This window comes from Azoarcus sp. DD4, assembly GCF_006496635.1.
Taxonomy (GTDB): Bacteria; Pseudomonadota; Gammaproteobacteria; order Burkholderiales; family Rhodocyclaceae; genus Azoarcus.
Genome location: NZ_CP022958.1, coordinates 4,914,759 through 4,938,611, shown reverse-complemented (window position 1 = coordinate 4,938,611; position 23,853 = coordinate 4,914,759). Strand labels below are relative to the sequence as shown.

Annotated in this window: 23 protein-coding genes, 1 pseudogene and 1 riboswitch; of the genes and pseudogenes, 11 read left to right on the top strand and 13 right to left on the bottom strand. The window is 65.5% G+C overall.

Features of this window, described 5'->3' with window-relative positions:
* Positions 1-59: 59 nt before the first annotated feature.
* From CJ010_RS22850 to CJ010_RS22840, 3 genes are read right to left on the bottom strand one after another with little or no spacing between them, the layout of a single operon-like run.
* Positions 60-1,469, bottom strand: a complete 1,410-nt coding sequence (locus CJ010_RS22850) for an ammonium transporter (protein ID WP_205754847.1) — start codon at positions 1,467-1,469, stop codon at positions 60-62.
* Between the two features lie 15 nt (positions 1,470-1,484).
* Complete coding sequence (gene glnK, locus CJ010_RS22845; protein ID WP_133592500.1) at positions 1,485-1,823, bottom strand: P-II family nitrogen regulator; 339 nt, start codon at positions 1,821-1,823, stop codon at positions 1,485-1,487.
* A gap of 56 nt (positions 1,824-1,879) precedes the next feature.
* Complete coding sequence (locus tag CJ010_RS22840) at positions 1,880-2,620, bottom strand: TorF family putative porin (RefSeq protein WP_141020190.1); 741 nt, start codon at positions 2,618-2,620, stop codon at positions 1,880-1,882.
* Positions 2,621-2,912: 292 nt separating this feature from the next.
* On the opposite strand from CJ010_RS22840, the gene CJ010_RS22835 reads away from it, so the two are divergent.
* The 3 genes and pseudogenes from CJ010_RS22835 (at position 2,913) to CJ010_RS22825 (ending at position 5,871) form a co-directional block, all read left to right on the top strand.
* The gene (locus CJ010_RS22835; protein WP_141020189.1) at positions 2,913-3,164 is read left to right on the top strand and encodes an accessory factor UbiK family protein; all 252 of its coding nucleotides are present in this window, start codon (positions 2,913-2,915) and stop codon (positions 3,162-3,164) included.
* Positions 3,165-3,254: 90 nt separating this feature from the next.
* A pseudogene (locus CJ010_RS22830) lies at positions 3,255-4,599 on the top strand (YifB family Mg chelatase-like AAA ATPase).
* 57 nt (positions 4,600-4,656) lie between these two features.
* Positions 4,657-5,871, top strand: coding sequence for a multidrug effflux MFS transporter (locus CJ010_RS22825; protein WP_141020188.1), 1,215 nt, complete (start codon positions 4,657-4,659; stop codon positions 5,869-5,871).
* A gap of 378 nt (positions 5,872-6,249) precedes the next feature.
* Here CJ010_RS22825 and CJ010_RS22820 read toward each other — a convergent pair whose 3' ends face one another.
* From CJ010_RS22820 to CJ010_RS22795, 6 genes are all read right to left on the bottom strand, one after another.
* The gene (locus CJ010_RS22820) at positions 6,250-6,984 is read right to left on the bottom strand and encodes an ABC transporter ATP-binding protein (RefSeq protein ID WP_141020187.1); all 735 of its coding nucleotides are present in this window, start codon (positions 6,982-6,984) and stop codon (positions 6,250-6,252) included.
* Positions 6,974-7,747, bottom strand: a complete 774-nt coding sequence (locus CJ010_RS22815; RefSeq protein WP_141020186.1) for an ABC transporter ATP-binding protein — start codon at positions 7,745-7,747, stop codon at positions 6,974-6,976. The genes CJ010_RS22820 and CJ010_RS22815 overlap by 11 nt, the downstream gene beginning before the upstream one ends.
* A complete protein-coding gene (locus CJ010_RS22810) occupies positions 7,744-8,841 on the bottom strand; it encodes an ABC transporter ATP-binding protein (RefSeq protein WP_141020185.1) in 1,098 nt (365 codons plus the stop codon). Before CJ010_RS22810 ends, CJ010_RS22815 begins: the two co-directional genes overlap by 4 nt.
* Positions 8,842-8,853: 12 nt before the next feature.
* Positions 8,854-9,786 carry a branched-chain amino acid ABC transporter permease gene (locus CJ010_RS22805; protein WP_141020184.1) on the bottom strand — a complete coding sequence of 311 codons (933 nt, stop codon included), beginning with the start codon at positions 9,784-9,786 and terminating at the stop codon, positions 8,854-8,856.
* A 117-nt stretch (positions 9,787-9,903) separates the two neighbouring features.
* Positions 9,904-11,019 (bottom strand): branched-chain amino acid ABC transporter substrate-binding protein, encoded by a 1,116-nt coding sequence (locus CJ010_RS22800; RefSeq protein ID WP_141020182.1) that lies wholly within the window; start codon positions 11,017-11,019, stop codon positions 9,904-9,906.
* A gap of 363 nt (positions 11,020-11,382) precedes the next feature.
* Entirely contained in the window at positions 11,383-12,507 is a 1,125-nt protein-coding gene (locus CJ010_RS22795; protein WP_141020181.1) for a branched-chain amino acid ABC transporter substrate-binding protein, read from the bottom strand.
* Positions 12,508-12,620: 113 nt separating this feature from the next.
* Here CJ010_RS22795 and bamE point away from each other — a divergent pair, with 113 nt between their 5' ends.
* The 3 genes from bamE to metH all read left to right on the top strand — a co-directional run bounded on the left by bamE (position 12,621) and on the right by metH (position 17,654).
* Positions 12,621-13,109: an outer membrane protein assembly factor BamE gene (gene bamE, locus CJ010_RS22790; protein WP_141020180.1), complete on the top strand. Its 489-nt coding sequence runs from the start codon at positions 12,621-12,623 to the stop codon at positions 13,107-13,109.
* Between the two features lies 1 nt (position 13,110).
* Complete coding sequence (locus CJ010_RS22785) at positions 13,111-13,746, top strand: outer membrane protein assembly factor BamE (protein WP_141020178.1); 636 nt, start codon at positions 13,111-13,113, stop codon at positions 13,744-13,746.
* A 52-nt stretch (positions 13,747-13,798) separates the two neighbouring features.
* A riboswitch (S-adenosyl-L-homocysteine riboswitch) is annotated at positions 13,799-13,867 on the top strand.
* Positions 13,868-13,952: 85 nt separating this feature from the next.
* Positions 13,953-17,654: a methionine synthase gene (gene metH, locus CJ010_RS22780; protein ID WP_141020177.1), complete on the top strand. Its 3,702-nt coding sequence runs from the start codon at positions 13,953-13,955 to the stop codon at positions 17,652-17,654.
* A gap of 55 nt (positions 17,655-17,709) precedes the next feature.
* Here metH and CJ010_RS22775 read toward each other — a convergent pair whose 3' ends face one another.
* The 3 genes from CJ010_RS22775 to CJ010_RS22765 all read right to left on the bottom strand — a co-directional run bounded on the left by CJ010_RS22775 (position 17,710) and on the right by CJ010_RS22765 (position 19,323).
* A complete protein-coding gene (locus tag CJ010_RS22775) occupies positions 17,710-18,006 on the bottom strand; it encodes a type II toxin-antitoxin system RelE/ParE family toxin (protein WP_141020175.1) in 297 nt (98 codons plus the stop codon).
* The gene (locus tag CJ010_RS22770; protein WP_141020174.1) at positions 17,994-18,278 is read right to left on the bottom strand and encodes a hypothetical protein; all 285 of its coding nucleotides are present in this window, start codon (positions 18,276-18,278) and stop codon (positions 17,994-17,996) included. The genes CJ010_RS22775 and CJ010_RS22770 overlap by 13 nt, the downstream gene beginning before the upstream one ends.
* 61 nt (positions 18,279-18,339) lie before the next feature.
* Positions 18,340-19,323, bottom strand: coding sequence for an integron integrase (locus CJ010_RS22765; RefSeq protein WP_240794446.1), 984 nt, complete (start codon positions 19,321-19,323; stop codon positions 18,340-18,342).
* Between the two features lie 155 nt (positions 19,324-19,478).
* On the opposite strand from CJ010_RS22765, the gene CJ010_RS22760 reads away from it, so the two are divergent.
* Positions 19,479-19,946, top strand: coding sequence for a hypothetical protein (locus CJ010_RS22760; protein ID WP_141020173.1), 468 nt, complete (start codon positions 19,479-19,481; stop codon positions 19,944-19,946).
* 405 nt (positions 19,947-20,351) lie between these two features.
* Here CJ010_RS22760 and CJ010_RS22755 read toward each other — a convergent pair whose 3' ends face one another.
* On the bottom strand, positions 20,352-21,368 hold the full coding sequence (locus CJ010_RS22755; RefSeq protein WP_141020742.1) for an IS110 family transposase: 1,017 nt from the start codon (positions 21,366-21,368) through the stop codon (positions 20,352-20,354).
* Positions 21,369-21,896: 528 nt separating this feature from the next.
* Between CJ010_RS22755 and CJ010_RS22750 the strand changes: the two genes are divergently transcribed.
* The 4 genes from CJ010_RS22750 to CJ010_RS22735 all read left to right on the top strand — a co-directional run bounded on the left by CJ010_RS22750 (position 21,897) and on the right by CJ010_RS22735 (position 23,840).
* A complete protein-coding gene (locus CJ010_RS22750; protein ID WP_240794445.1) occupies positions 21,897-22,214 on the top strand; it encodes a DUF1330 domain-containing protein in 318 nt (105 codons plus the stop codon).
* A 165-nt stretch (positions 22,215-22,379) separates the two neighbouring features.
* A complete protein-coding gene (locus tag CJ010_RS22745; protein ID WP_168225008.1) occupies positions 22,380-22,883 on the top strand; it encodes an ATP-binding protein in 504 nt (167 codons plus the stop codon).
* Between the two features lie 188 nt (positions 22,884-23,071).
* Entirely contained in the window at positions 23,072-23,383 is a 312-nt protein-coding gene (locus CJ010_RS22740) for a DUF1330 domain-containing protein (protein ID WP_205754846.1), read from the top strand.
* A gap of 82 nt (positions 23,384-23,465) precedes the next feature.
* Entirely contained in the window at positions 23,466-23,840 is a 375-nt protein-coding gene (locus CJ010_RS22735; RefSeq protein ID WP_141020171.1) for a VOC family protein, read from the top strand.
* The last annotated feature ends 13 nt before the right edge of the window (positions 23,841-23,853 follow it).

The window sequence follows — 23,853 nt, the reverse complement described above, 5'->3', positions numbered from 1 at the left end:
CCCGAAGGGCGCCCGATCTTGCGGGACCGGAGGAGAGGTCGGTCCCGGCTTGGCAAGGCTTAGTGGTGGTACGCGGTTTCGCCGTGGGCGGTGATGTCCAGGCCTTCGCGTTCCTCTTCTTCCGGCACCCGCAGACCGACGAACATGTCGGCGATCTTGTAGGCGATGAAGGCGACGACGGCGGACCAGACGATGGTGATGATCACCGAGTAGGTCTGGATCCACACCTGGCTGGCGATCGAGAAGGTCTCGGCACCGGTGCCGCCGAGCGACGGGGCGGTGAAGACACCGGTCAGGATCGCACCCAGGATGCCGCCGAGGCCATGCACGCCGAACACGTCGAGCGAGTCGTCCGCGCCGAGCATGCGCTTGAGGCCATTGACACCCCACAGGCAGATGAAGCCGGCGAGCAGGCCGATGATGATGGCGCCCATCGGGCCGACGGTACCGCAGGCCGGGGTGATCGCGACCAGACCGGCAACCGCGCCGGAAGCCGCACCCAGCATCGAGGGCTTGCCCTTGAACATCGCTTCGCCCAGCGACCAGGCCAGCACGGCGGCGGCAGTGGCGACCAGGGTGTTGATGAAGGCGAGCGCGGCACCCGCGGTGGCTTCCAGGTTGGAACCGGCGTTGAAGCCGAACCAGCCCACCCACAGCATCGAGGCGCCGACCATGGTCAGCGTCAGCGAATGCGGGGTCATGGATTCGCGACCGAAGCCGATGCGCTTGCCGACCATGTAGGAGCCCACCAGGCCAGCCACGCCGGCGTTGATGTGCACCACGGTACCGCCGGCGAAGTCGAGCGCGCCGTCACCCAGCAGGAAGCCGCCCGGGCCCCACACCATGTGGCAGATCGGCAGGTAGCAGAAGGTGAACCAGATCACCGAGAACAGCAGCACCGCCGAGAACTTGATGCGTTCGGCGAAGGAGCCGACGATCAGCGCGCAGGTGATGCCGGCGAAGGTGGCCTGGAAGGCGATGAAGGCGTACTCGGGCAGCTTCGCGTCGGCGCTGAAGGTGTCTGCGAGGGTGGTGTTGCTGACCCCGGACAGGAACAGCTTGTCGAGCGAGCCGATGAAGGGGCTGGCCTCGGTGAAGGCCAGGCTGTAGCCGTAGAAGGCCCACAGCACGGCGATCAGCGAGAACACCACCATCACCTGCATCAGCACCGACAGCATGTTCTTCGAGCGCACCAGGCCGCCGTAGAACAGTGCCAGGCCGGGCAGGGCCATGAACAGGACGAGCAGGGTGGCGGTCATGATCCAGGCGACGTCGCCCTTGTTGACCGTGGCGACGACTTCCTCGGCCGCGGCGGCCGGGGCTTCGGCAGCGGCCGGAGCGGCTTCAGCAGCCGCCGGCGCTTCCACAGCGGCGGGCGCAGTCGGCGCCGCCGTGTTTTCCTGGGCGATAACGCCGCCCGCAAAGCCGACGGTCAGCGCCGTCAGCAGAATCGCAAATAGTTTTTTCATTTTCTGAATTCTCCCTTACAGCGCGTCGGCCCCGGTTTCGCCGGTGCGGATGCGGATCGCCTGCTCCAGATCGAAAACGAAGATCTTGCCGTCACCGATCTTGCCGGTGGAGGCGGATTTCTCGATGGCCTCGATGGCCTGGTCGAGCAGATCGTCGCGGATGGCCGCTTCGATCTTCACCTTGGGCAGGAAGTCGACGACGTATTCGGCGCCGCGATAGAGCTCGGTGTGGCCCTTCTGGCGACCGAAGCCCTTGACCTCGGTGACGGTGATGCCCTGCACGCCGATCGCGGAAAGGGCTTCCCGCACCTCGTCGAGCTTGAAGGGCTTGATGATGGCTGTGATGAACTTCATGAGGTTCTCCATTTACTCGGCCGGAGCCTGGAGTGCTCCGTTACCGGCGATCGCAATCAGAACGACTTGCTGACGGACAGGATGTAGCGTGCGTCGGCGTCATAGTCGCTCTTGTCTTTCATGTCGGTATCGACGTAGTGCAGGCCGATGGCAACGCCGCTGAGGTTGTAGGTGGCGCCGACCTTCCAGTCGCTGTAGGACTTGGCCGGGCCGGTGATGGCCTGGTGTCCGTAGTGGGCGGACAGGGTCAGGTTGTCGACCACCTCGTAGGCGGCGGTCAGGTCGAAGTACTGGCTGCCTTTGGAATCGTCCGCGCCGAACAGGTTGGTGAAGGCGTGGGAGTACTTGAAGGACAGGAATTTCCAGGAGAAGCCGACATAGCCCTCGAGCGTGTTCGGGTTCTTCAGGCCGATGGTCGAGCGCCAGCCGGAATCGAATTCGCCCGGGTAGACGTACTGGAGCAGGCCCACGTCGATGCCGAAGTCGCCGAAGCTGTGCTTGTAACCGGCGTAGACGTCCAGTTCCAGGCTGTTGCCCGAGTTTTCATCGGTGCCGCGCTCGAGGTCGCTCAGCCAGGAGACGTTCGAGCCCCACACGCCGACATAGAGGCCGCTGTCGTGTGCATAGTCGAAGCCGCCCTGGAGGGCAGGCTTTTCGTCGGTCTGGCTGATGCCGCGGTAGGCATAGTCGGACACGAGGCCGACGTTGGCCACGATCGGGCTGGTCTCCTCCGCGTGGGCGGAACCCACGAACGGCAGCACGGCGACGAGGGCGGTAGCGAGGATGCTCTTGCGCATAGATATCTCCTGGTACGCATGGTGTTTTGGCAGCGCATCCAATGCATGGTCCGTGCCAGCTTCCCGAAAGCCGCACGGTTGCTGGGCGTGCGGGGAGGGCGCGTCACCGTTCCGGGGTTGCCGCGGTGATTTTCCAGGCAGATGAATGGCATGCACCATTTTCAGGCACTAAATTGGTGCATTTTTTTGTCGGGTAAGCACCAAAGGAAGCCACTGCACCAAGCTGGGCGGCTGCGCCCGGCCCGCATGGTAAAATTCCCGCCATTCCCTGCATCCAAAAGCAATTGCGGCCATGACGACTCCACGCTTCCTCGATGAAATCGGGGCGAAACTCTCCGAACTCGCCGCCAACAGTCCGGCGCGCGATATCGAAAAGAACATACGCGCCGTGCTGGGCAGTGCCTTCAGCCGCCTCGACCTGGTGACGCGGGAGGAATTCGAGGTGCAGCGCGAGATCCTCGCCCAGGCCCGACAGCGTCTCGTCGAGCTCGAAGCACGCGTCGCCGCACTCGAAGCCGACCGCGGCAAGCGCGACGAGGCCTGATGCTACGGGCTTCGGCCCGCCAGCTGCAATATCTTTTTGGCATATTCAGGATCTCCGTTACACTCGCCGGCTTTCCGGCCCGGAGATCCCATGTCGCTCGCCTTGGTTCGCGCCCGTGCGCTCGATGGACTGAACGCGCCCGAGGTGACGGTCGAGGTTCATCTGGCCAACGGCCTGCCGGCCTTCAATCTGGTCGGCCTGCCCGATACCGAGGTGCGCGAGGCGCGTGACCGCGTGCGCGCCGCCATCGTCACCTCCCAGTTCGAATTCCCGCAGCGCCGTATCACCGTCAATCTCGCGCCGGCGGATCTGCCCAAGGAGGGCGGCCGCTTCGACCTGCCGATCGCCATCGGCATCCTCGCCGCGTCCGGCCAGATCGATGCCGCCGATCTCGCCGGCTGCGAATTCTGCGGCGAACTCTCGCTCAACGGCGGGCTGCGCGCGGTGCGCGGCGTGCTGGCGGCAGCGCTGGCTGCGGCGCGTGCCGGCCATGCGCTCGTCCTGCCGCGGGCGAATGCCGACGAGGCTGCGCTGGCGCCGGGCGCTGGAGGTGGCGGCCGCGGGTGGGCACTCGCTGCTGATGTTCGGGCCACCCGGCACCGGCAAGTCGATGCTGGCGCAGCGCCTGCCCGGCCTGCTGCCGGCGATGAGTGAAACCGAGGCGCTGGAAAGCGCGGCCATCCACTCGCTGGAGGGTGGCTTCGACGCCAGTCGCTGGGGCCGGCGGCCGTTCCGCGCACCCCACCATTCGGCATCCGCCGCGGCGCTGGTCGGCGGCGGCGCCAATCCGCGTCCCGGTGAAATCTCGATGGCCCACCACGGCGTGCTGTTCCTCGACGAGCTGCCGGAGTTCGAACGCCGCGTGCTGGAGGCGCTGCGCGAACCGCTGGAAACCGGTTCGGTGACGGTGGCGCGCGCCCGGCGGCGGGTGGAGTTTCCTGCCCGTTTCCAGCTCGTTGCCGCGATGAATCCCTGTCCCTGCGGCTACCACGGCCACCCGCACAAGGCCTGCCGCTGCAGTCCGGAGCAGTTGGCGCGCTACCGTGCCCGTCTGTCCGGCCCGCTGCTCGATCGCGTCGACCTCACTGTCGAGGTGCCGGCGCTGCCGCATGCGGATCTGCTCGGCGCTGAGGCGGGCGAATCGAGCGCGGTGGTGCGGGCGCGGGTCGAAGCCGCACGGGCGATCCAGCTGGCGCGGCAGGGCGTTCCCAATGCGCGGCTGGACCCGGCCCGGGTTGCCACGCTGGCGCAGCCGGACGAGGCGGGTGCCCGCCTGCTCGCGCAGGCGATGGACAGGCTGAATCTCTCGGCGCGGGCGTATCATCGGGTGCTCAGAGTGGCGCGCACGCTGGCCGACCTGGCCGGAGCCGAGCGGCCCGGCGTGGTGCACATCGCGGAAGCGATCCAGTACCGTCGCAGCCTGGACGCGGGCTGACGGGTGCGCCAGGGGCGTGCCGCTTTGCCCCGACGAACCCGACCCTCAACAACAACAATGCCTTCGACTTCTCCCTGGCTGGCGATTATCCTCGCCGCCCTGGCCGCGATCGGCCCGTTCGCGATCGACGCCTACCTGCCGGCCTTTCCTGCCATGGCGGCGGCGCTCGGCGCCACCCAGATCGAGGTGCAGCAGACGCTGACCGCCTACATGAGCACCTTTGCCGTCATGGTGCTGTGGCACGGCGCACTGTCCGACCGCTTCGGCCGCCGTGCGGTACTGATCGCGTCGACGGTCATCTTCTCCGTGGCCTCGGTGCTGTGTGCGCTGGCGCAGTCGATCGAGTGGCTGTGGCTGGGGCGTGCGCTGCAGGGCCTGTGCGGCGGTGCCGGCATGGTGGTGGGGCGGGCCGTGGTGCGCGACGTCTATGATGGCGCCCACGCCCAGCGCTTGATGTCGCGGGTCATGACCATCTTCGCGGTGGCGCCGGCACTGGCGCCCATCGTGGGCGGGGGGCTGCTGGCGCTCGCCGGCTGGCGCTCGATCTTCTTCTTCCTGGCGCTGTTCGGCGCGGCGCTGACCTGGATGTGCTGGCGTTACTTGCCCGAAACCTTGCCGCGCGAGGCACGCCAGCCGCTGCATCCGGTCGGACTCGCCCGGGCCTACGGCAAGGTGCTGACGCACCCCGCCTTCCTGTTGATTGCCGGGGCCGGGGCGCTCAACTTCAACGCCTTCTTCATCTACGTGCTGTCGGCGCCGGTGTTCGTGATGACCCACCTCGGGCTGGGTTACGGCGAGTTCGGCTGGCTCTTCATCCCGACGGTGGGCGGCATGATGCTGGGCTCGGTGCTGTCGGGCAGGATGGCGGGGCGCTGGTCGCCGCGCCGCTGCATCGCGGTGGGCTTTGCCATCATGCTGGCCGCCGCGGCTGCCAACGTGCTGTGCGCTGTGCTGCTGCCGGCCGGTTTGCCGTGGTCGGTGGTACCGCTGCCGCTGTTCACCTTCGGCATGGCGTTGGCGATGCCGGCCTTCTCGCTGCTGGCGCTAAACCACTTCCCCGAGCGGCGGGGCATGGTGTCGAGCTGCCAGAGCTTCGTGCAGGTCGGACTGAATGCGGTGACCGCCGGGTTGATCGCACCGGCGATGTGGGGCAGCGTGCTCGGGCTGGCGACCGGCATGAGCCTGTTCCTGTCGCTGTCGCTGATGACCTTTTTGGCCGCCGGGCCGTCCCAAGGCCAAAAGCGCCCCCCTGGGGGGCAGCGATCCGCGTAGCGGGGAGCGTGGGGGTGCTTCGTTTCGGCCGCCGGGCCGTCCCAAGGCCAAAAGCGCCCCCCTGGGGGGCAGCGATCCGCGTAGCGGGGAGCGTGGGGGTGCTTCGTTTCGGCCGCCGGGCCGTCCCAAGGCCAAAAGCGCCCCCCTGGGGGGCAGCGATCCGCGTAGCGGGGAGCGTGGGGGTTCTTCGTTTTGGCCGCCGGGCCGTCCCAAGGCCAAAAGCGCCCCCCTGGGGGGCAGCGATCCGCGTAGCGGGGAGCGTGGGGGTGCTTCGTTTCGGCCGCCGGGCCGTCCCAAGGCCAAAAGCACCCCCCTGGGGGGCGGCGATCCGCGTAGCGGGGAGCGTGGGGGTTTTTCCCTCGCCAGTGTGCGGCGCGATCAGGCCGCTTCGCCGAGGTAGGCGGCGCGCACCTTGGTGTTGGCGAGCAGCTCGTTGCCGCTGCCGGTCAGCGTGATCTTGCCGGATTCCATCACGTAGCCGCGCTGGGCGAACTCCAGCGCGAGGTTGGCGTTCTGTTCGACCAGCAGGATGGTCACGCCTTCCCGGGCCACCGACTGCACCACCTCGAAGATCTTCTCCACCACCAGCGGCGCCAGCCCCATCGACGGTTCGTCGAGCAGCAGCAGCCGGGGCCGCGACAGCAGGGCGCGGCCGATCGCCACCATCTGCTGCTCGCCGCCGGACAGGGTGCCGGCCACCTGCGGCAGGCGTTCCTTGACCCGCGGCAGCATCGCATAGACCTTTTCGAGGTCGGCCTCGATGCCGTCCTTGTCCTTGCGGGTGTAGGCGCCCATGCGCAGGTTCTCTTCGACAGTCAGCCGGGTGAAGATGCCGCGTCCTTCCGGCACCAGGGCGATGCCGCGGCGCAGGCGCTTGTGTGCCGGTACGGCGTTGAGGCGTTCGCCGGCGTAATGGATGTCGCCGCCCGCCACCGGCAATACGCCGGCCACCGCATTGAGCGTGGTGGTCTTGCCGGCGCCGTTGGCGCCGATCAGGCAGACGAGCTCGCCGGTGTGGAGTTCGAGGTCTATGCCCTTGACCGCCTGGATGCCGCCGTAGGCGATCTGCAGACCCTTCAACTGCAGCAGCGGCGCTGCCGGACTAGTGTGCATGCTTGCCTCCACCGAGGTAGGCGGCGATCACCGCTTCGTTCTTCTGCACTTCGGCGGGTACGTCCTCGGCGATCTTGCGGCCGAAATCGAGTACCGCGACGCGGTCGCACAGGCCCATCACCAGTTTCACGTCGTGCTCGATCAGCAGCACGGTGACGCCGTCGCTGCGGATCTGCTCGATCAGGTGCTTGAGCTGGCCGGTTTCGGTGGCGTTCATGCCGGCGGCCGGTTCGTCCAGCGCCAGCAGCTGCGGTTCGGTGGCGAGCGCGCGGGCGATCTCCAGCCGGCGCTGGTCGCCGTAGGACAGGTTGCGCGACACGGTGTCGGCGAAGCGCTCGATACCGACATAGCGCAGCATCTCGTAGGCGCGCTCGGTGGTCAGGCGTTCCTCCTCGCGGGTGAAACGGTTCTGGGTGAGGATGCCCCACACGCCGGCCTTGGTGCGGATGTGGTGGCCGGCCATGACGTTCTCCAGCGCGGTGAGTTCGCGGAACAGCCGGATGTTCTGGAAGGTACGGGCGATGCCGCGGCCGACCACCTTGTGCGGCTTGCCGGCGGGCAGCTCGCTGCCGTTGAAGACGAACTCGCCGCCGTCCGCGGTGTAGGCGCCGGTCAGCACGTTGAAGAAGGTGGTCTTGCCGGCGCCGTTGGGGCCGATCAGTCCATAGACCTCGCCCTTGCGGATGGTGAGCGACACATCGGTGAGCGCCTGCAGGCCGCCGAAGCGCTTGCCGATGTTGCGGGCGTCGAGCAGCGTGATCATTTGGCGGCTCCGCGGTGCAGGTTCTCCGGGTGGGCGTAGCGGGCGCGCGCCGGGATCATGCCGGCCGGGCGCAGCAGCATCATCAGGATCATCGCCAGCGACAGCAGCAGCATGCGCAGCACTTCCGGGTCGAGCAGCACGTGGCCGAACACCGCCTGCTGCAGCGGCACCGCGATGTGGCGCAGGATCTCCGGCAGCAGCGCGAGCACGAAGGCGCCGATCACCGCGCCCGCGATGTTGCCCATGCCGCCGAACACCACCATCGTCAGCACCGCGATCGATTCCATCAGGCTGAAGCTCTCCGGGCTGACGAAGCCCTGGAAGGCCCCGAACAGGCAGCCGGAGACGCCGCCGAAGGTGGCGCCGAGCGCGAATGCGAGCAGCTTCATGTTGCGGGTATTGATGCCGATCGCCTTGGCGGCGAGTTCGTCGTCGCGCATCGCCGCCCAGGCACGGCCGATGCGCGAGATCTGCAGGCGGCGGATGAAGAGGATGGAGCCGGCGACGCAGGCGAGGAAGAAGTAGTAGTAGAGGAACAGCGAGTTGATCGCGAAGTTTTCGGTCACCTGGATGTTACGCGACAGATCCCAGCCGAACAGCACGACGGGGTCGATCATGTTGATGCCCTGCGGCCCGTTGGTGATGTTGATCGGGTAGTTCAGGTTGAGCATGAAGATGCGCACGATCTCGCCGAAGCCCAGCGTGACGATGGCGAGGTAGTCGCCGCGTAACCTCAGTACAGGAAAGCCCAGCATGATGCCGGCCAGCGCGGCAAAGCCGGCGCCGAGCGGCAGGATCAGCCAGAAGGGCAGGTGGATGTCGAAATGCGGCGAGGCGAGGAAGGCGAAGCTGTAGGCGCCGACCGCGTAGAAGGCGATGTAGCCGAGATCGAGCAGGCCGGCGAAGCCCACCACCAGGTTGAGCCCCAGCGCCAGCATCATGTAGAGCAGCGCGAAGTCGAGGATGCGCACCCAGCTGCGGCCGAACTGCCAGGCGATCAGCGGAGCGGTGATGGCGAGGATGAGGATGAGCCAGCGTGCGGCGGTCGGGTTGCGCTTGCCGAGGTAGGGAATGGCGGCGGCGAGTTCGTTCATCGTGTCAGCTCCTCATGCCCGGTCCGACACGCGTTCGCCCAGCAGCCCGGTCGGCCGGAAGATCAGTACCAGGCCGAGGATGAGGAAGGCGAAGATGTCCTGGTAGGACGAGTTGAGGAAGCCGAAGGTGAGGTGCTCGATGTAGCCGGCGCCGAAGGATTCCACCAGGCCGAGCACGATGCCGCCGAGCATGGCGCCGCCGAGGTTGCCGATGCCGCCCAGCACCGCGGCGGTGAAGGCCTTGAGCCCCGGCATGAAGCCCATGCCGTAGTGGGCGATGCCGTAGTTGCTGGCGTACATCACGCCGGCGACCGCGGCCAGTCCGGCGCCGATCACGAAGGTGAAGGCGATCACGCCGTTGGTGTCGACCCCCATCAGGCTGGCGGTGCGGTGGTTTTCGGCCGTGGCGCGCATCGCGCGGCCGACGCGGGTGCGGTTCACCAGCAGCGTCAGGCCGATCATCAGCAGCGCCGAGACGATCACGATGACGAGCTGCACCGGGGTGACGAACACGCCTTCTATCGGCTGCATCGGCGTGGTCGGGATCAGCTGCGGGAAGGTGTGGTAGTTGCGGCCCCAGATGATCATCGCGATCGTCTGCAGCAGGAAGGACATGCCGATCGCGGTGATCAGCGGCGCCAGCCGGGGTGCGTTGCGCAGCCGGCGGTAGGCCAGGCGTTCCATGGTGAAGCCGATCAGCATCGATACCGGTATCGCCACCATCAGGGCGATGGTCAGCATCGCCACCGGCGACATGCCGGGCGCCACGCCCATCAGGAGCAGCATGGTCTGCAGCGCCGTCATCGCGCCCACCATCAGCACGTCGCCGTGGGCGAAGTTGATGAGGCCGAGAATGCCGTAAACCATGGTGTAGCCGAGTGCGATCAGCGCATAGACGCTGCCGATCACCAGGCCGTTGATCATCTGCTGGATGAGGGTTTCCATCGTGCCCTTGCGCGCGGCGGGAAGCTTTCGGGGGATGCGGTGCTACGGCTTGCGGTGTGCGCCGGCGGCGGCCGGCGCACACCCTGCCGCGGGCGCCAGCGCCCGCGGCGTGCGCGCTTACAGCGGCGCCCAGTCGCCGTTCTTGAACTGGTACATGGTGATCGAGCCTTCCTTCAGGTCGCCCTTGTCGTCGAAGGAGATGTTGCCGATCACGCCCGGGAAGTTGACCTTCTTCAGCTCGGGGAGGTACTTCGCCGGCTCGGCCGAGCCCGCCTTCTGCATCGCGGTGATGATCGCGGTGGCGGCGTCGTAGGCGTAGGGCGAGTAGATCTGCACGTCGGCGTTGTAGCGCTTCTTGTAGCGTTCGCGGAAGTCGGCGCCGCCCGGCATCTTGTCGATCGGCAGGCCGGCCATCGAGCAGTAGGTGTTGGCGTTGATCGCGTCGCCGGCGAGCTTGATCATCTCGGGACTGCAGCCGCCGTCGCCGGTGAGGAATTTGGCCGAAATGCCCAGCTGCTTGATCTGGCGCAGCATCGGGCCGGCCTGGGCGTCCATGCCGCCGAAGAAGATCACGTCCGGGTTGGTGGCGCGGATCTTGGTGAGGATGGCGTTGAAGTCGGTGGCCTTGTCGGTGGTGAATTCGCGCGCCACGATCTGCGCGCCGGAGGACTTGGCGCCCTTTTCGGTCTCGTCGGCGAGCCCCTGGCCGTAGGCGGTGCGGTCGTCGATGATGGCGATCTTCTTCGCGCCCAGGTTGGTGGCAGCGAACTTGCCCAGCACCGAACCCTGCTGCACGTCGTTGGCGATGGTGCGGAACACGCCCTTGTAGCCCTGCTGGGTCAGCTTGGGATTGGTCGAGGCGGGCGTCACCTGGGCGATGCCGGCCTGGTCGTAGATGCGCGAGGCCGGGATCGAGGTGCCGGAGTTCAGGTGGCCGACCACCGCCTTGACGCCGGCGTCCACCAGGCGCTGGGCCACGGTGGTGCCGGTGCGCGGGTCGGCCTGGTCGTCTTCGCCCAGCAGCTCGAGCTTGACCTTCTTGCCGGCGATGGTGACGCCCTTGGCGTTGGCTTCCTCGATGGCGAGACGGGCGCCGTTTTCCAGGTCCTTGCCGAGGTGGGCGATGGTGCCGGTCAGCGGCGCAACCGCGCCGATCTTGACGACTTGTTCCTGGGCTTGGGCGGCGCTGATGCCGAGACCGATGATGGCGACTGCTACGACGGTTTTCTTCATACCTGATCCTCCAGCGAAACTGACTAAGGGTGTTTCGTGTTGTTGTTCCCGCCCCGCGGCCGCGCGTGTGCGGCGGGGCGGTCGGTACTGCCCGCGAGTCCGCTTTCCGCAGCGCCGGCCGACGTGTGCGGCGGGCTGCGCGAAAGTGGCGGTATTGTGCCCAAAAAACGGCGTCCGGCGGATTCCGCGAGCGTGCCGTCGCAGCGGGCGATCTTCGGCTGCCGTCTGCCGCAGGAAACATGCCAGAGGGCATGGTGCGCGCCGCCCGCCCGCCGGCGCACGCTCAGGCGGTGCCCGGCTCGCGCTTCCGCACAGCGGGTGGGCGTGTCGCACCGGGCCGGTGCGTGCGCCCCGGCAGCCGGATCAGTCGGCCAAGGTCCACTTGCCGTCGTGGAAGCGGTGCATGCTGACGCCGCCGTTGCGGATGTCGCCCTGCTGGTCGAAGGCGATCTCGCCGGTCACGCCCTTGAAGCTCACTTTCCGCAGTGCCGGCAGGTACTTGGCCGGCTCGCTGGAATCGGCCGCCTTCATCGCCTCGATCAGCGCGGTGGCGGCGTCGTAGCTGTAGGGCGCGTAGAGCAGCACGTCGGCCTTGTAGTGTTGCTTGAAGCGGGTGAGGAAATCGGCGCCGCCCGGCATCTTCGCCGGCGGCAGGCTGGCCTGCGAGCAATACACCTTGTCGCTCATGGCGTTGCCGGCCAGCTTGATCATCTCGCCGGTGCAAACACCGTCGCCGCCGAGGTAGGTGGCAGTGCTGCCGAGCTGGCGCAACTGGCGCAGCATCGGCGCGGCCTGGGCGTCCATGCCGCCGTAGAACACCGCGTCCGGCGCCTTGGCCTTGATCTTGGTGAGAATGGCGAGGAAGTCGGTGGATTTGTCGGTGGTGAATTCGCGCCCCACCACCTGTATGCCGCGCTGCTTGGCCGCATCGGCAAAGGCGTCGGCCAGGCCCTGGCCGTAGGCGGTACGGTCGTCGATGATCGCCACCTTGGCGGCTTTCAGCGTGTCGGCGGCGTACTTCGCCATCGCCTCGCCCTGCTGCAGGTCGTTGGCGATCACGCGGAAGGTCACCTTGTAGCCCTGGCGGGTGAGCTTGGGGCTGGTGGAGGAGGGCGTCACCACCGGCACGCCGGCCTGCTCGTACACCCGCGACGCCGGGATGGACGCGCCCGAGGTCACGTGGCCGACCACGCCTTTCACGCCGAGGTCGGTCAGCCGCTGCGCCACCGTGGTGGCGGTGCGCGGGTCGCCCTGGTCGTCCTCGCTCACCAGCTCGAATTTCACCTTCTGCCCGCCCAGGCTGACGCCCTTGGCGTTGGCGTCGTCGATGGCCAGCCTGGCGCCCATTTCGCCGTCCTTGCCGAAGTGGGCGATCGGGCCGGTGAGCGGTCCGGCGTGGCCTATCTTCACCACGGTCTGGGCAAGGGCGGCGCCGCTGCCGGCAAGGGCGAGGCTGGCGGCCAACAGGTATGCAACGGGCGTTTTCATGAGCGGTTCTCCGGTGCGTTGCAGATTGTCACCCGGCGCGATTGCGTTCCGCGCCGGGAACGGGGATTCTAGCCCGCGCCCGGTGCCGTAATCGCCGGAAGGGAGATGCTTCGATGAGACGCCTGCTGACGCTGCTCTGTTCCTTGCTCGCCGCCGTCGGTCTGCCGGCCTGCGACTACTTCAATGCGCGCGAACTCCGGCCGGGCGTGTCGACCGCGCTCGAAGTGCGCGACCGCTACGGCCCGCCGCAGATGGAATGGCACAACGACGACGGTTCCGTCACCTGGGAATACTCGCGCCAGCCGCAGGGCGCCGAGTGCTACATGATCACCATCGGCCCCGACCAGATCCTGCGCACGCTCGACCAGGTGTTGAACGAAGCCACTTTTGCCCGCGTCCAACCGGGCATGAGCGGAGACGAGGTGCGCCGCCTGCTCGGCAAGCCGGCCGCCAGCCAGTTCTTCCAGCTCAAGCAGGAAACGGTATGGGAATGGCTGATCGATCGCGGTTCCTCGGTCACCGAGCCAACCTATTTCACCGTGAGCTTCAACACCGATGGCCGCGTCACCGGCACCGGCCGCTATACCCGCATGCGAGGATGAGATGTCCAATCCGCAAGTCACCAGCGCCGTCCTGCGCCGCCTCGGCAGCGCCCTGCTGATCGCGTCCGCCCTGCTGCTGGGCGGTTGCGCCGCGTTCGCACCGCCGCGGCCCTACACCACCGAAGCCGAGGCGCTGGCCGACCGCGGCGAGCCGACCCGGCGCTGGGACAACGGCGACGGCACGACCACGCTGGAGTATGCCACCCAGCCCTACGGCGACACCTGCATCATGGTGCAGGTGGACGCCGGCGGCATCGTGCTGCGGCAGTGGGACGCGCTGGACTACAAGAACCTCGCCACGGTACAGAAGGGCATGAGCAAGGACGAAATCTCGCGTCTGCTCGGCGAACACCGTTCCGAGCAGACCTTCCGCCTGTCGGGCGAAGAGGTGTGGGACTGGAACGTCTACAACGACGGCCCCGGCATCGCCACCCTGTTCAACGTGCACTTCAAGGAAGACAAGGTGGTCCGCACCAGCCGCAGCTACGTGCACTACCCCGACAGCACCCTGTTCCCGCCCTGGGGCATGTATCCCTACGGCTACTACCCTTACGGCTATCCCTATTACCCGCCGCGGCTGCGGCCGGTGCCCCTGCGGCCCTGGCCGCGGCGGCTGCCGCCGGCGCCGTGGAACTAGCGGTATGGCCGCCACGCTGGCAAGCGTCTTTACGAGCCGTTAGAATGCCGCACCTGCCGAGGAGCGCTGCGACCCGACCAACGGGCCAGGCTCGGCAACCGAACAACGGCGCTCGCAAACCACCAGCCGGGTTTGCCGCGCCGTTTGCTTTTGCGTCCGCTACCCGCTGTGCATGAACCGTAACATCAGGCACCCGAGGTAGAACGATGCAAGCCGACCGCTCCGAAGAACTCCGCCAGCAACTCGCCCAGCGCATCCTCATCCTGGACGGCGCGATGGGCACCATGATCCAGCAGTACAAGCTGGGCGAAGCGGACTACCGCGGCACGCGCTTCCTCGAACACCCCAAGGATCTCAAGGGCAACAACGACCTGCTGGTGCTGACGCGCCCGGACGTGGTCGGCGAGATCCATCGCGCCTACCTCGAGGCCGGCGCCGACATCATCGAGACCTGCTCCTTCAACGCCACCCGCGTGTCGCAGGCGGAGTACGGGCTGGAAGCGGTCGCCTACGAACTCAACGTCGCCAGCGCCCGTCTGGTGCGCACCCTCTGCGACGAATACACCGCGCAGAACCCGGCCAAGCCGCGCTACTGTGCCGGCGTGCTGGGGCCGACTTCGCGCACGCTGTCGATCAGCCCGGACGTGAACGACCCCGGCTACCGCAACATCGAATTCGACGCGCTGGTCGACGACTACTACGACTCCGCCCGTGGCCTGATGGAAGGCGGCGCCGATCTGCTGCTGATCGAGACCATCTTCGACACGCTCAATGCCAAGGCTGCGGTGTTCGCGGTTGAGAAGCTGTTCGACGAGTGTGAGAAAAGCGGTGGCCACCGCCTGCCGGTGATGATCTCCGGCACCATCACCGACGCTTCCGGCCGCACGCTCTCGGGCCAGACCGCCGAAGCCTTCTGGAACTCGCTCGCGCATGCGCGGCCGATCTCCTTCGGCCTCAACTGCGCGCTCGGCGCCAAGGAGCTGCGCGCCTACGTCGAAGACCTCGCCAACGTCTGCGACACCCATGTTTCCGCCCACCCCAATGCCGGCCTGCCCAATCCGCTGGCGCCCACCGGTTACGACGAAACGCCGGAGCAACTGGCCGAGGCGGTGGTCGAATGGGCGCAGTCCGGCCTGGTGAACATCCTCGGCGGCTGCTGCGGCACCACCCCGGCCCACATCGCCGCGATCGCGCAGGCGGTGGCGAGCGTGCCGCCGCGCCGGGTGCCGGAAGTCGAGAAGAAGCTGCGTCTGTCGGGCCTGGAACCCTTCAACGTCGGCGCCGACAGCCTGTTCGTCAATGTGGGCGAGCGCACCAACGTCACCGGCTCCAAGGCCTTCGCCCGCATGATCCTCGAAGGCCGCTTCGACGATGCGCTGGCCGTCGCCCGTCAGCAGGTGGAAAACGGTGCCCAGGTCATCGACATCAACATGGACGAGGCGATGCTGGATTCGAAGGCGGCGATGGAGCGCTTCTGCAAGCTCATCGCTTCCGAGCCGGACATCTCGCGCGTGCCCATCATGCTCGATTCCTCCAAGTGGGAGATCATCGAGACCGGCCTCAAGTGCATCCAGGGCAAGGGCATCGTCAATTCGATCTCGATGAAGGAAGGCGAGGAGATCTTCCTGCGCCAGGCGCGGCTCGCCCGCCGCTACGGCGCCGCGGTGATCGTGATGGCCTTCGACGAGAAGGGCCAGGCCGACACCTACGCGCGCAAGATCGAGATCTGCGAACGCGCCTACACGCTGCTGGTGGGCATCGGCTTTCCGCCCGAAGACATCATCTTCGACCCCAACATCTTCGCCATCGCCACCGGCATCGAAGAACACGACAACTACGCGGTCGATTTCATCCAGAGCGTGGCCTGGATCAAGGCCAATCTGCCCTACGCCAAGACCTCGGGCGGCGTCTCCAACGTCAGCTTCAGCTTCCGCGGCAACGAGCCGGTGCGCGAGGCCATCCACACCGTCTTCCTGTACCACGCGATCAAGGCCGGGCTGACCATGGGCATCGTCAATGCCGGCCAGCTCGGCGTGTATGACGACCTCGACCCGGTGCTGCGCGAGAAGGTGGAAGACGTCGTCCTCAACCGCAAGCCGGGCGCGGGCGAAGCGCTGGTGGAACTGGCCCAGACGGTGAAGGAAGGCAAGGCCAAGGACACCGGCCCCGACCTCGCCTGGCGCGAATGGACGGTGGAAGAGCGCCTCAAGCACGCGCTGGTGAAGGGCATCACCGAGTTCGTCGTCGCCGACACCGAGGAAGTGCGCGCCCGGCTGGAGGCCGAAGGCAAGCCGCCGCTGGCGGTGATCGAAGGCCCGCTGATGGCCGGCATGGACGTGGTCGGCGACCTTTTCGGCGCCGGCAAGATGTTCCTGCCGCAGGTGGTGAAGTCCGCCCGCGTCATGAAGCAGGCGGTCGCCCACCTCATCCCCTACATCGAGGCCGAAAAGCTGCGCACCGGCGCCACCAGCAAGGGCCGTATCGTCATCGCCACGGTCAAGGGCGATGTGCACGACATCGGCAAGAACATCGTCGGCGTGGTGCTGGGCTGCAACGGCTACGAGGTGATCGACCTCGGCGTCATGGTGCCCACCGACAAGATCCTCAACGCCGCGCGCGAGCACGGCGCCCAGGCCATCGGGCTGTCCGGCCTCATCACGCCGTCGCTGGAAGAGATGAGCCACGTCGCCGCCGAGATGCAGCGCCAGGGCTTCGACGTGCCCTTGCTGATCGGCGGCGCCACCACCAGCCGCGCCCACACCGCGATCAAGATCGCGCCGCACTACAGCCAGCCGGTGGTCTACGTGCCGGACGCTTCCCGCGCGGTCGGCGTGGTTACCGCCCTGCTGTCGGAAGGCGGCGCCGATGCGTTCCGCGCTCAGCTCGCCGCCGACTACGACAAGATCCGCGCCCAGCACGCCAACAAGAAGGGCGTGCAACTGGTGAGCCTGGAAGCCGCGCGCGCCAATGCCTACGACCCGCTGTCGGTGGAAGGCTACGCGCCGGTCGAACCCAACACCCTGGGGGTGATGGCGCTCGACGTCGATCTCGACGAACTGCGCGACTACATCGACTGGGGCCCCTTCTTCCAGACCTGGGACCTGGCCGGCAGCTTCCCGAAGATTCTCGACGACGAGGTGGTCGGCGAGACCGCGCGCAACGTCTATCAGGACGCGCAGAACATGCTCGAAGACCTGATCGCCGGCGAATGGGTGCAGGCCAAGGCGGTGTTCGGCCTCTTCCCCGCCAACAGCGTGGGCGACGACATCGAGTTCTACGCCGACGAGTCGCGCAGCGAAACCATGATGAGCTGGCACGGCCTGCGCCAGCAGCACGAACGCCCCGCCGGCAAGCCGCACTGGTGTCTGGCCGACTTCGTCGCGCCCAAGGCCAGTGGCGTGCGCGACTGGTGCGGCGCCTTCGCCGTCACCGCCGGCCTCGGCATCGAGCACAAGCTCGCCGAGTTCGAGGCCGCCCACGACGACTACCACGCCATCATGCTCAAGAGCCTGGCCGACCGCCTCGCCGAAGCCACCGCCGAGTGGCTGCACGAGCGCGTGCGCAAGGAATACTGGGGCTACGCCGCCGACGAGGCGCTGGGCAACGAAGCGCTCATCAAGGAACAATACAAGGGCATCCGCCCCGCGCCCGGCTACCCCGCCTGCCCGGACCACACCGTGAAGGCGGCGCTGTTCCAACTGCTGGACGTGCCCACCAACGCCGGCATGGGGCTGACCGAAGCCATGGCGATGACCCCGGCGGCGAGCGTGTCCGGCTTCTACTTCGCCCACCCGGAAAGCCACTACTTCGCCATCAGCAAGATCGGCCGGGATCAGCTCGCCGACTGGGCGCAGCGCACCGGCCTTACCGAAGAGGCGGCGGCGCGCTGGCTGGCGCCGCTGCTGTAAGAGGCAGCACTGTCCCGCTGGAGGCTGCCCGTTCGATGGGCAGCCGTGGGCGGTGTTACCTTGACGTGTAGCCGGCCTCTCGCTGATGACGAATGGCGAGTACCAAAACCACGTCGCGTACTTCGTCGTAGTCGTACAGCGCGAGGTATCCCGTTCGGCCGCGCGAAATGACCAGTTCGCGCATGTCCTGCTCGGCGGGGCGCCCGATGAGCGGATGATTCCCGAGTGTCTGCATGGCTTCGGCAATCAACTCGGCGGTCGCCAGTGCAAGGGCCGGTTCCGTTTCGAGAAGAAAGTCGGTAAGCCGTTCGAGGTCCTGGAGCGCTCGCCGGGTGTAGATCAGTCGCGCCAAGGCTTGGCCTCGGGCTTGGAAACGACCTTCCCACTTGCGCGTGCCCGAATGTAGGCATGGACCTCGGCGGCAGCATAGCCCTCCCCGGATGCGAGCGTTTCGTCCCTCGATGCAAGTGCATCGGCAACGAAGGCCGCCCGCTTTTCCGCGGCGACTGCCGCTGCACGGATCGCTTCGACCATGAACGCATGGGGGGTGACACCCTGCTGCCTTGCAGCCGCAATGGCGAGCTGCTTCACATCCTCAGGGAGCTTCAACGAGGTTGTAGTCATGTCCGTACTCCAATATCGGGTGATATAAAAGTAACACCCGAAGGCCATGCAGGCCAGCGAATCAGAGTTGGTCCAGCGGGCTTGTCACGCCGCGACCGCCCTTGTTCAGCACGTGGGTGTAGATCATCGTGGTCGACACATCGGCATGGCCGAGCAGTTCCTGCACGGTACGGATGTCGTAGCCGCCTTCGAGCAGGTGGGTTGCGAAGGAGTGGCGCAGCGTGTGGACGCTGACGGGCTTGTGCAGTCCGGTGGCTTCAACCGCGCGCTTGATCGCACGCTGCAGGCGCCGCTCATAAAGGTGATGCCGCCGCCGGATGCCGGATACCGGATCGACCGCCAGATGGTCGGCCGGCCATAACCAGAACCACGGCCACGACATCGCCGCACGCGGATACTTGCGGGCGAGCGCGTCCGGCATCCAAATCCCAGGCACCTCCGCCTCCCGGTCGGCTTCCCACACCTTTCGTGCCGCTTGCAAGTGGTGGCGCAGTACCGGGCGCAGCGCCGTTGGCAGCATCACGCGGCGGTCCTTGCCGCCCTTGCCCTCGCGTACCGTGATCTCGTTCCGGTCGAAGTCGACATCCTTGACCCGCAGTCGGAGCCCCTCCATCAAGCGCATCCCAGTGCCGTAGAGCAAGCGCGCCACATCGCCCTCGGTGCCTTCCATCGCCCCCAGCAGATGCGCGACCTCGGTGCGCGACAACACTACCGGCACCCGTTCGCGTTTTTTCGGTCGGCCGATTTCCTGCATCCACGGCAAATCGATGCCGAGAACCTCCTTGTAGAGAAAGAGCAGGGCGGACAAGGCCTGATTGTGTGTGGATGGCGCGACCGAGCGCTCGCTGGCCAGCCAGTTCAGGAAGGCCTCGACCTCCACCGCCCCCATGTCACGCGGGTGACGCAGGCCTTGTTGACGGATGAAGAAGCGAGCCCAATAGACATAAGCCTGCTCCGTTCTTATGCTGTAGTGCTTGTAACGAACGGCAGCACGAACCTGGTCCAGCAGTCGCGGTGGTTGCGCCGGCGTGTTCTCCATGGCCATGACGTGTTTGAGTGCCTGTGGTTACTAGTAATGCATACAGCATAAGCGGTGGGCCCAATGATTTCAAATAGAAAAATCCGAAAGCGGCCACCGGTTTATGCGACAGACCTCTGGAATACACGTCAGACGTTGACGTCTACAACACGTTCGGCGTCATGACTCGACCCACCCCCACTCAGCCGCGCGATCTCTGGGAGAAAGATGGCTCCCTCCGCGACGTCTACGTGCTAGACACCACCTTCACCGACTGGACGTTGTTACTCTCGCTCGCAGAAAAATATGGCTATCAGTACTCGTACGCAGGTCAAGATCTTCCATTGCCCGAGGTGGAGAAAATCTTCACAGCACGTGACGGACCGCATCTCTTGAGCGTGAAACTCGGAAGGGTTACAGCAAACTGTCACTTCTTCGTTCCGGACGAAATCGAACTCGACTTCGATCCACGAGAAATCGAGAGCGATAGTGACCACTATGAAGTCCTTCAGTTTCTTGAAGCACTTGCGAAAGGTACGAACAAGAAGGTTTCTGTAACCGCCGAGAATGCCCAAGACATTCCGTATCTTTCGTACGATCCTTTGTCGCGTGATTGGGTAGTCTATGAACCGCCCGCTATACCCCAATGACGCCGAACCCATCATTCCACCGGACCTTGCGCATAAAGCCGCGCAAGGCCAGTGAATTCAAACTACAAGGGCTTCCCCATTAGTCAAGCAATAGCGCCCCCCTGCCCACGTAGCGGGCATTGATCCTCGTCTTTCGATACGACAGCACCGGGCAAGCAGCAAAGTGCGCAGAAACAACAAGGTGCGGACTGGCTAAACTACAAACGGTCATCGTTGCAGCCGTCGTTTGGCTGCGGACCCTGATGAAGGACGCACGCGGGGGACCCATTCGTTAGCCGGCACTCGTATGGCTGCCCTTGAATTAATCGGTCACTCCCCGCGCAGGTCCAGACCTGTTGTCATCAACGCTTGCCGTCACGCGGCGGTCAAATCGGTTCGTTCTGGTCGATGGGCTGCCGGGAGGGTTCAAGTCGGCAGTGCAAAGGCTTCGCCTCGTCGCAATACCGCCCACGCCATGCGCGCGTTCTTCGCGGCAATGGCGACCACCGCTTTCCAGTAGCCGCGTCGCTGCTCTACGGCCAGGGCCCAGCGGCTCAAGCCGTCCGTCTTGTTGCGGGCTGCGGCCAGCACGGCTCGGGCGCCCATGACGAGCAGGCTGCGCAGGTAGGCGTCGCCCGCCTTGGTGATGCGCCCGAGGCGGGCCTTGCCGCCAGAGCTGTACTGACCGGGGACCAGGCCGAGCCAAGCGGCGAACTGGCGGCCGCACTCGAAGTCGTGACCGTTGCCGATCAAGGCGACCAGGCAGGTGGCGGTGGTCTCGCCCACGCCGCTCAGCCGGGTCAGGCGCTGCGCCCGGATGTCCTGGCGGGCGATCTGGCGGATATGGCGGTCGTACTGCGCGATACGTTCATCGAGCCGATCGACTTCACCGAGTAGATCCCCGATGACCATGTTGGCCCAGCCGGGCAGATCTTCCAGGCACTGGCCGGCACGTCGACGGACGGTGGCCGCCTTGAGCGGCAGCACGATACCCAACTCGGCCAGCAGGCCGCGGATGCGGTTTATGGTGGCCGTGCGCTGCTCGACGAACCCCTGGCGGGCACGGTGCACCATCAGCTGAGATTGCTGGTCGAGCGTTTTGATTGGCACAAAGCGCATGTGCGGTCGTTGCACGGCCTCGCAGATCGCTGCGGCATCGGCCGCGTCGTTCTTGCTGCGCCGCCCGCTCATCCGGTAAGGCGTGACGAACTTCGGTGCGATCAGGCGCACCGTATGCCCTGCTGCCTGAAATAGCCGGGCCCAATGATGCGCGCCCGAGCATGCTTCCATGCCGATCACGCATGGCGGCAGCGTTGCGATGAGTTCATGCAGCTTCTCGCGCGGCACCGCCGGGCGCACCAATTCGGCGCGGCCAGCCTCATCCACGCCATGCACAGCGAATACACTCTTGGCGAGATCGATCCCAACGGTCAGAATGCTCATGGACTTTCCCCTCTCGGACAGATTGATGAGATTTCGCACTTCCCATCGTGGCACTCGCGTGCCAAGGGCCGCAATGCGGCAAGACCGGGACGGGGAAGTCCCTTTCATTCGTTAGGCATCATGCAGATACTCCTTCGCCGACACGCTGGATGGATGGGGCGCTTTGCTTCACTAGATGTTCTGGTTGACGAACAAAAGGTGTGCTCCATCGAGAGAAATGAAACGAAAGCGATCACCCTTCCCGATGACGGAGGCACGTTACGTGTCGAAATGCAGTCCGTTGTGGCAAGCACTAGCATTCGTATCGGACCAGAAAGCAATGGCGTCTTGTTTGAATGTGGCAGTTCTTGGTGGGTGCCTTTTGACTTCTTCAGTCTGTGCTACCTTGGCTTTCTCAAGAACCGAGTTTTCTATGTTCGGCCGGTTTCAGCCTAACCCGCCGCTCCAGAAGGACGCTCCGCCGGCAAGCCGGCTTCGCGCCCCGGAGCTTTCACGTTGGGCGTCTTCAACGCAGCACGACAATAAAATATGGAGAAAATGATGGCAAAAGGGTATTGGATCGTTCGCGTAGACGTCACGGACCAAGAGCAATTCAACAAGTATGCTGTTGCCAATGCCGACGCGCTTAAGAAGTACGGTGCCCGGTTCATTGTCCGTGCAGGTCAACATACCGTCCCAGAAGGGAGCACTAGGGCGCGTAATACGGTGGTCGAGTTCCCGTCTTATCAGGCGGCCATCGACTGCTGGAACTCACCCGAGTATCAGGCCGCGCTTAAGCTTCGCTTGCCTGCTTCAAGCATCGATCTCGTAATCATCGAGGGCTACGAAGGCCCCCAGCCATCGTGAGAGGAGGCCCTGTGTTCGTGGCGCTCGAGCGCGCGCCCAACAAGTTCTTCCACACGACGCCCAGGACATCGCGCCGCTGGCCCAAGCGTCTGCGGCCGGGCGCGTGGGAAGAAAGTCGTTAGACCGATTATGCAAAATGCCTTCGCTTTCACAGCTCACACAAGAATGACCACCCCAACAATTCATATCGTCTTTGGTACGCAAGGTGCCGGCAAGACAACTTATTCGCGTAAGCTCGCAAGTGAAGTCGGAGCGACTCGGTTCTCGATTGATGACTGGATGGGTGAATTGTTCGGCCCAGACGTGCCGAAGCCAATGAGCCTTCCTTGGATCATGGAACGGGTACAACGATGTGAGCACCGGATCTGGTCCATCGCGTCGGAGATCGTTGAATGCGGCGGAAGTGCCGTATTGGATCTTGGCTTCATGAAGGTCAGTGACAGAGCCCGATTCATCTCACTGGCTGAAACCAAAGCGCTACCTGTGCAAATGCATTACGTAGACGCACCGCACAGCCTGCGTCGCGCTCGCGTATTGTCCAGAAATTCGGAGAAGGGCGGGACTTTCTCCTTCGAAGTCACGCCTTCCATGTTCGACTTCATGGAAACGCAATTTGAGTCTCCAACCGAAGCTGAGTTGTCTAAATCCGTCGCAATCGACACTCAATGAAGGGCATCGCTCATGCTTTTCGACGCGAGGTCTAGCCCCGCGCTCAAGCTCGCTCCTTTCAGTCGCTGGACGCTGCGCGATAAAGGCGCGCAGCGCCGGTGACCTCTACGTCGGAAGCGGCATCGAACCCAACGACCATCTCAGCGCCTACAGCCAGTACCGCCTGGCGCGCCGGAAATCCTTCTTCCTTGCCCATCGAGGTGGAAATCGTGCCGAAGGGATATTGGGTCACCAGCTATCGATCAGTCACAGACGAGGCCGCACTCGCGCGCTACGCAGCGCTTGCGGGTCCGGCGATTGAAGCGTGTGGAGGGCGATTCCTTGCGCGGGGAGAGGCCGCACAGGCCTATGAAGACGGCGTTCATCAGCGCATTGTCATCATCGAGTTCGAAAGCGTGGAGCGTGCCATGGCCGCCTACCAAAGCCCGGAGTACCAGGCTGCGTTGGCGGTGCTGGGCAATTCCGCCGAGCGCGACGTCAGAATCGTGTCGGGCGTGTAGCTGATGCAGCGGCCTCACGCTGCATGCACGCCTGCGGACAACCCGCCACGTTGGCGGCAGAAGAATCACACAAGGAAGACGCATGCCCGAGTTCAAACAGGTCCGTAGTGTGCTGGCGGTCAAAGACCTGCCGGTCTCCGTTGCCTTCTACCGCGACAGCTTGGACTTCACGGTCGATCTTGAGGCCGACGGCTGGTGTTTTCTCTCCCGGGGCGGATTTCGTTTGATGCTGGGGCATTGCCCCGACGAGATTCCCGCCGGCCAGATCAAGGATCACTCGTATTTCGCCTATGTGGTGGTCGAGGGCGTCGATGCGCTTCACGAGGAGTTCCGGGCGCGTGGATTGGCATCGCTTCCGGCGCCGGAGAGCAAGCCGTGGGGGATGCGGGAGTTCATGGTGACCACGCCCGACGGGCATCGCATCATGTTTGCCGAAGACCTTGGGTCGGTTGGGTGAGCGGCCGCCCGGG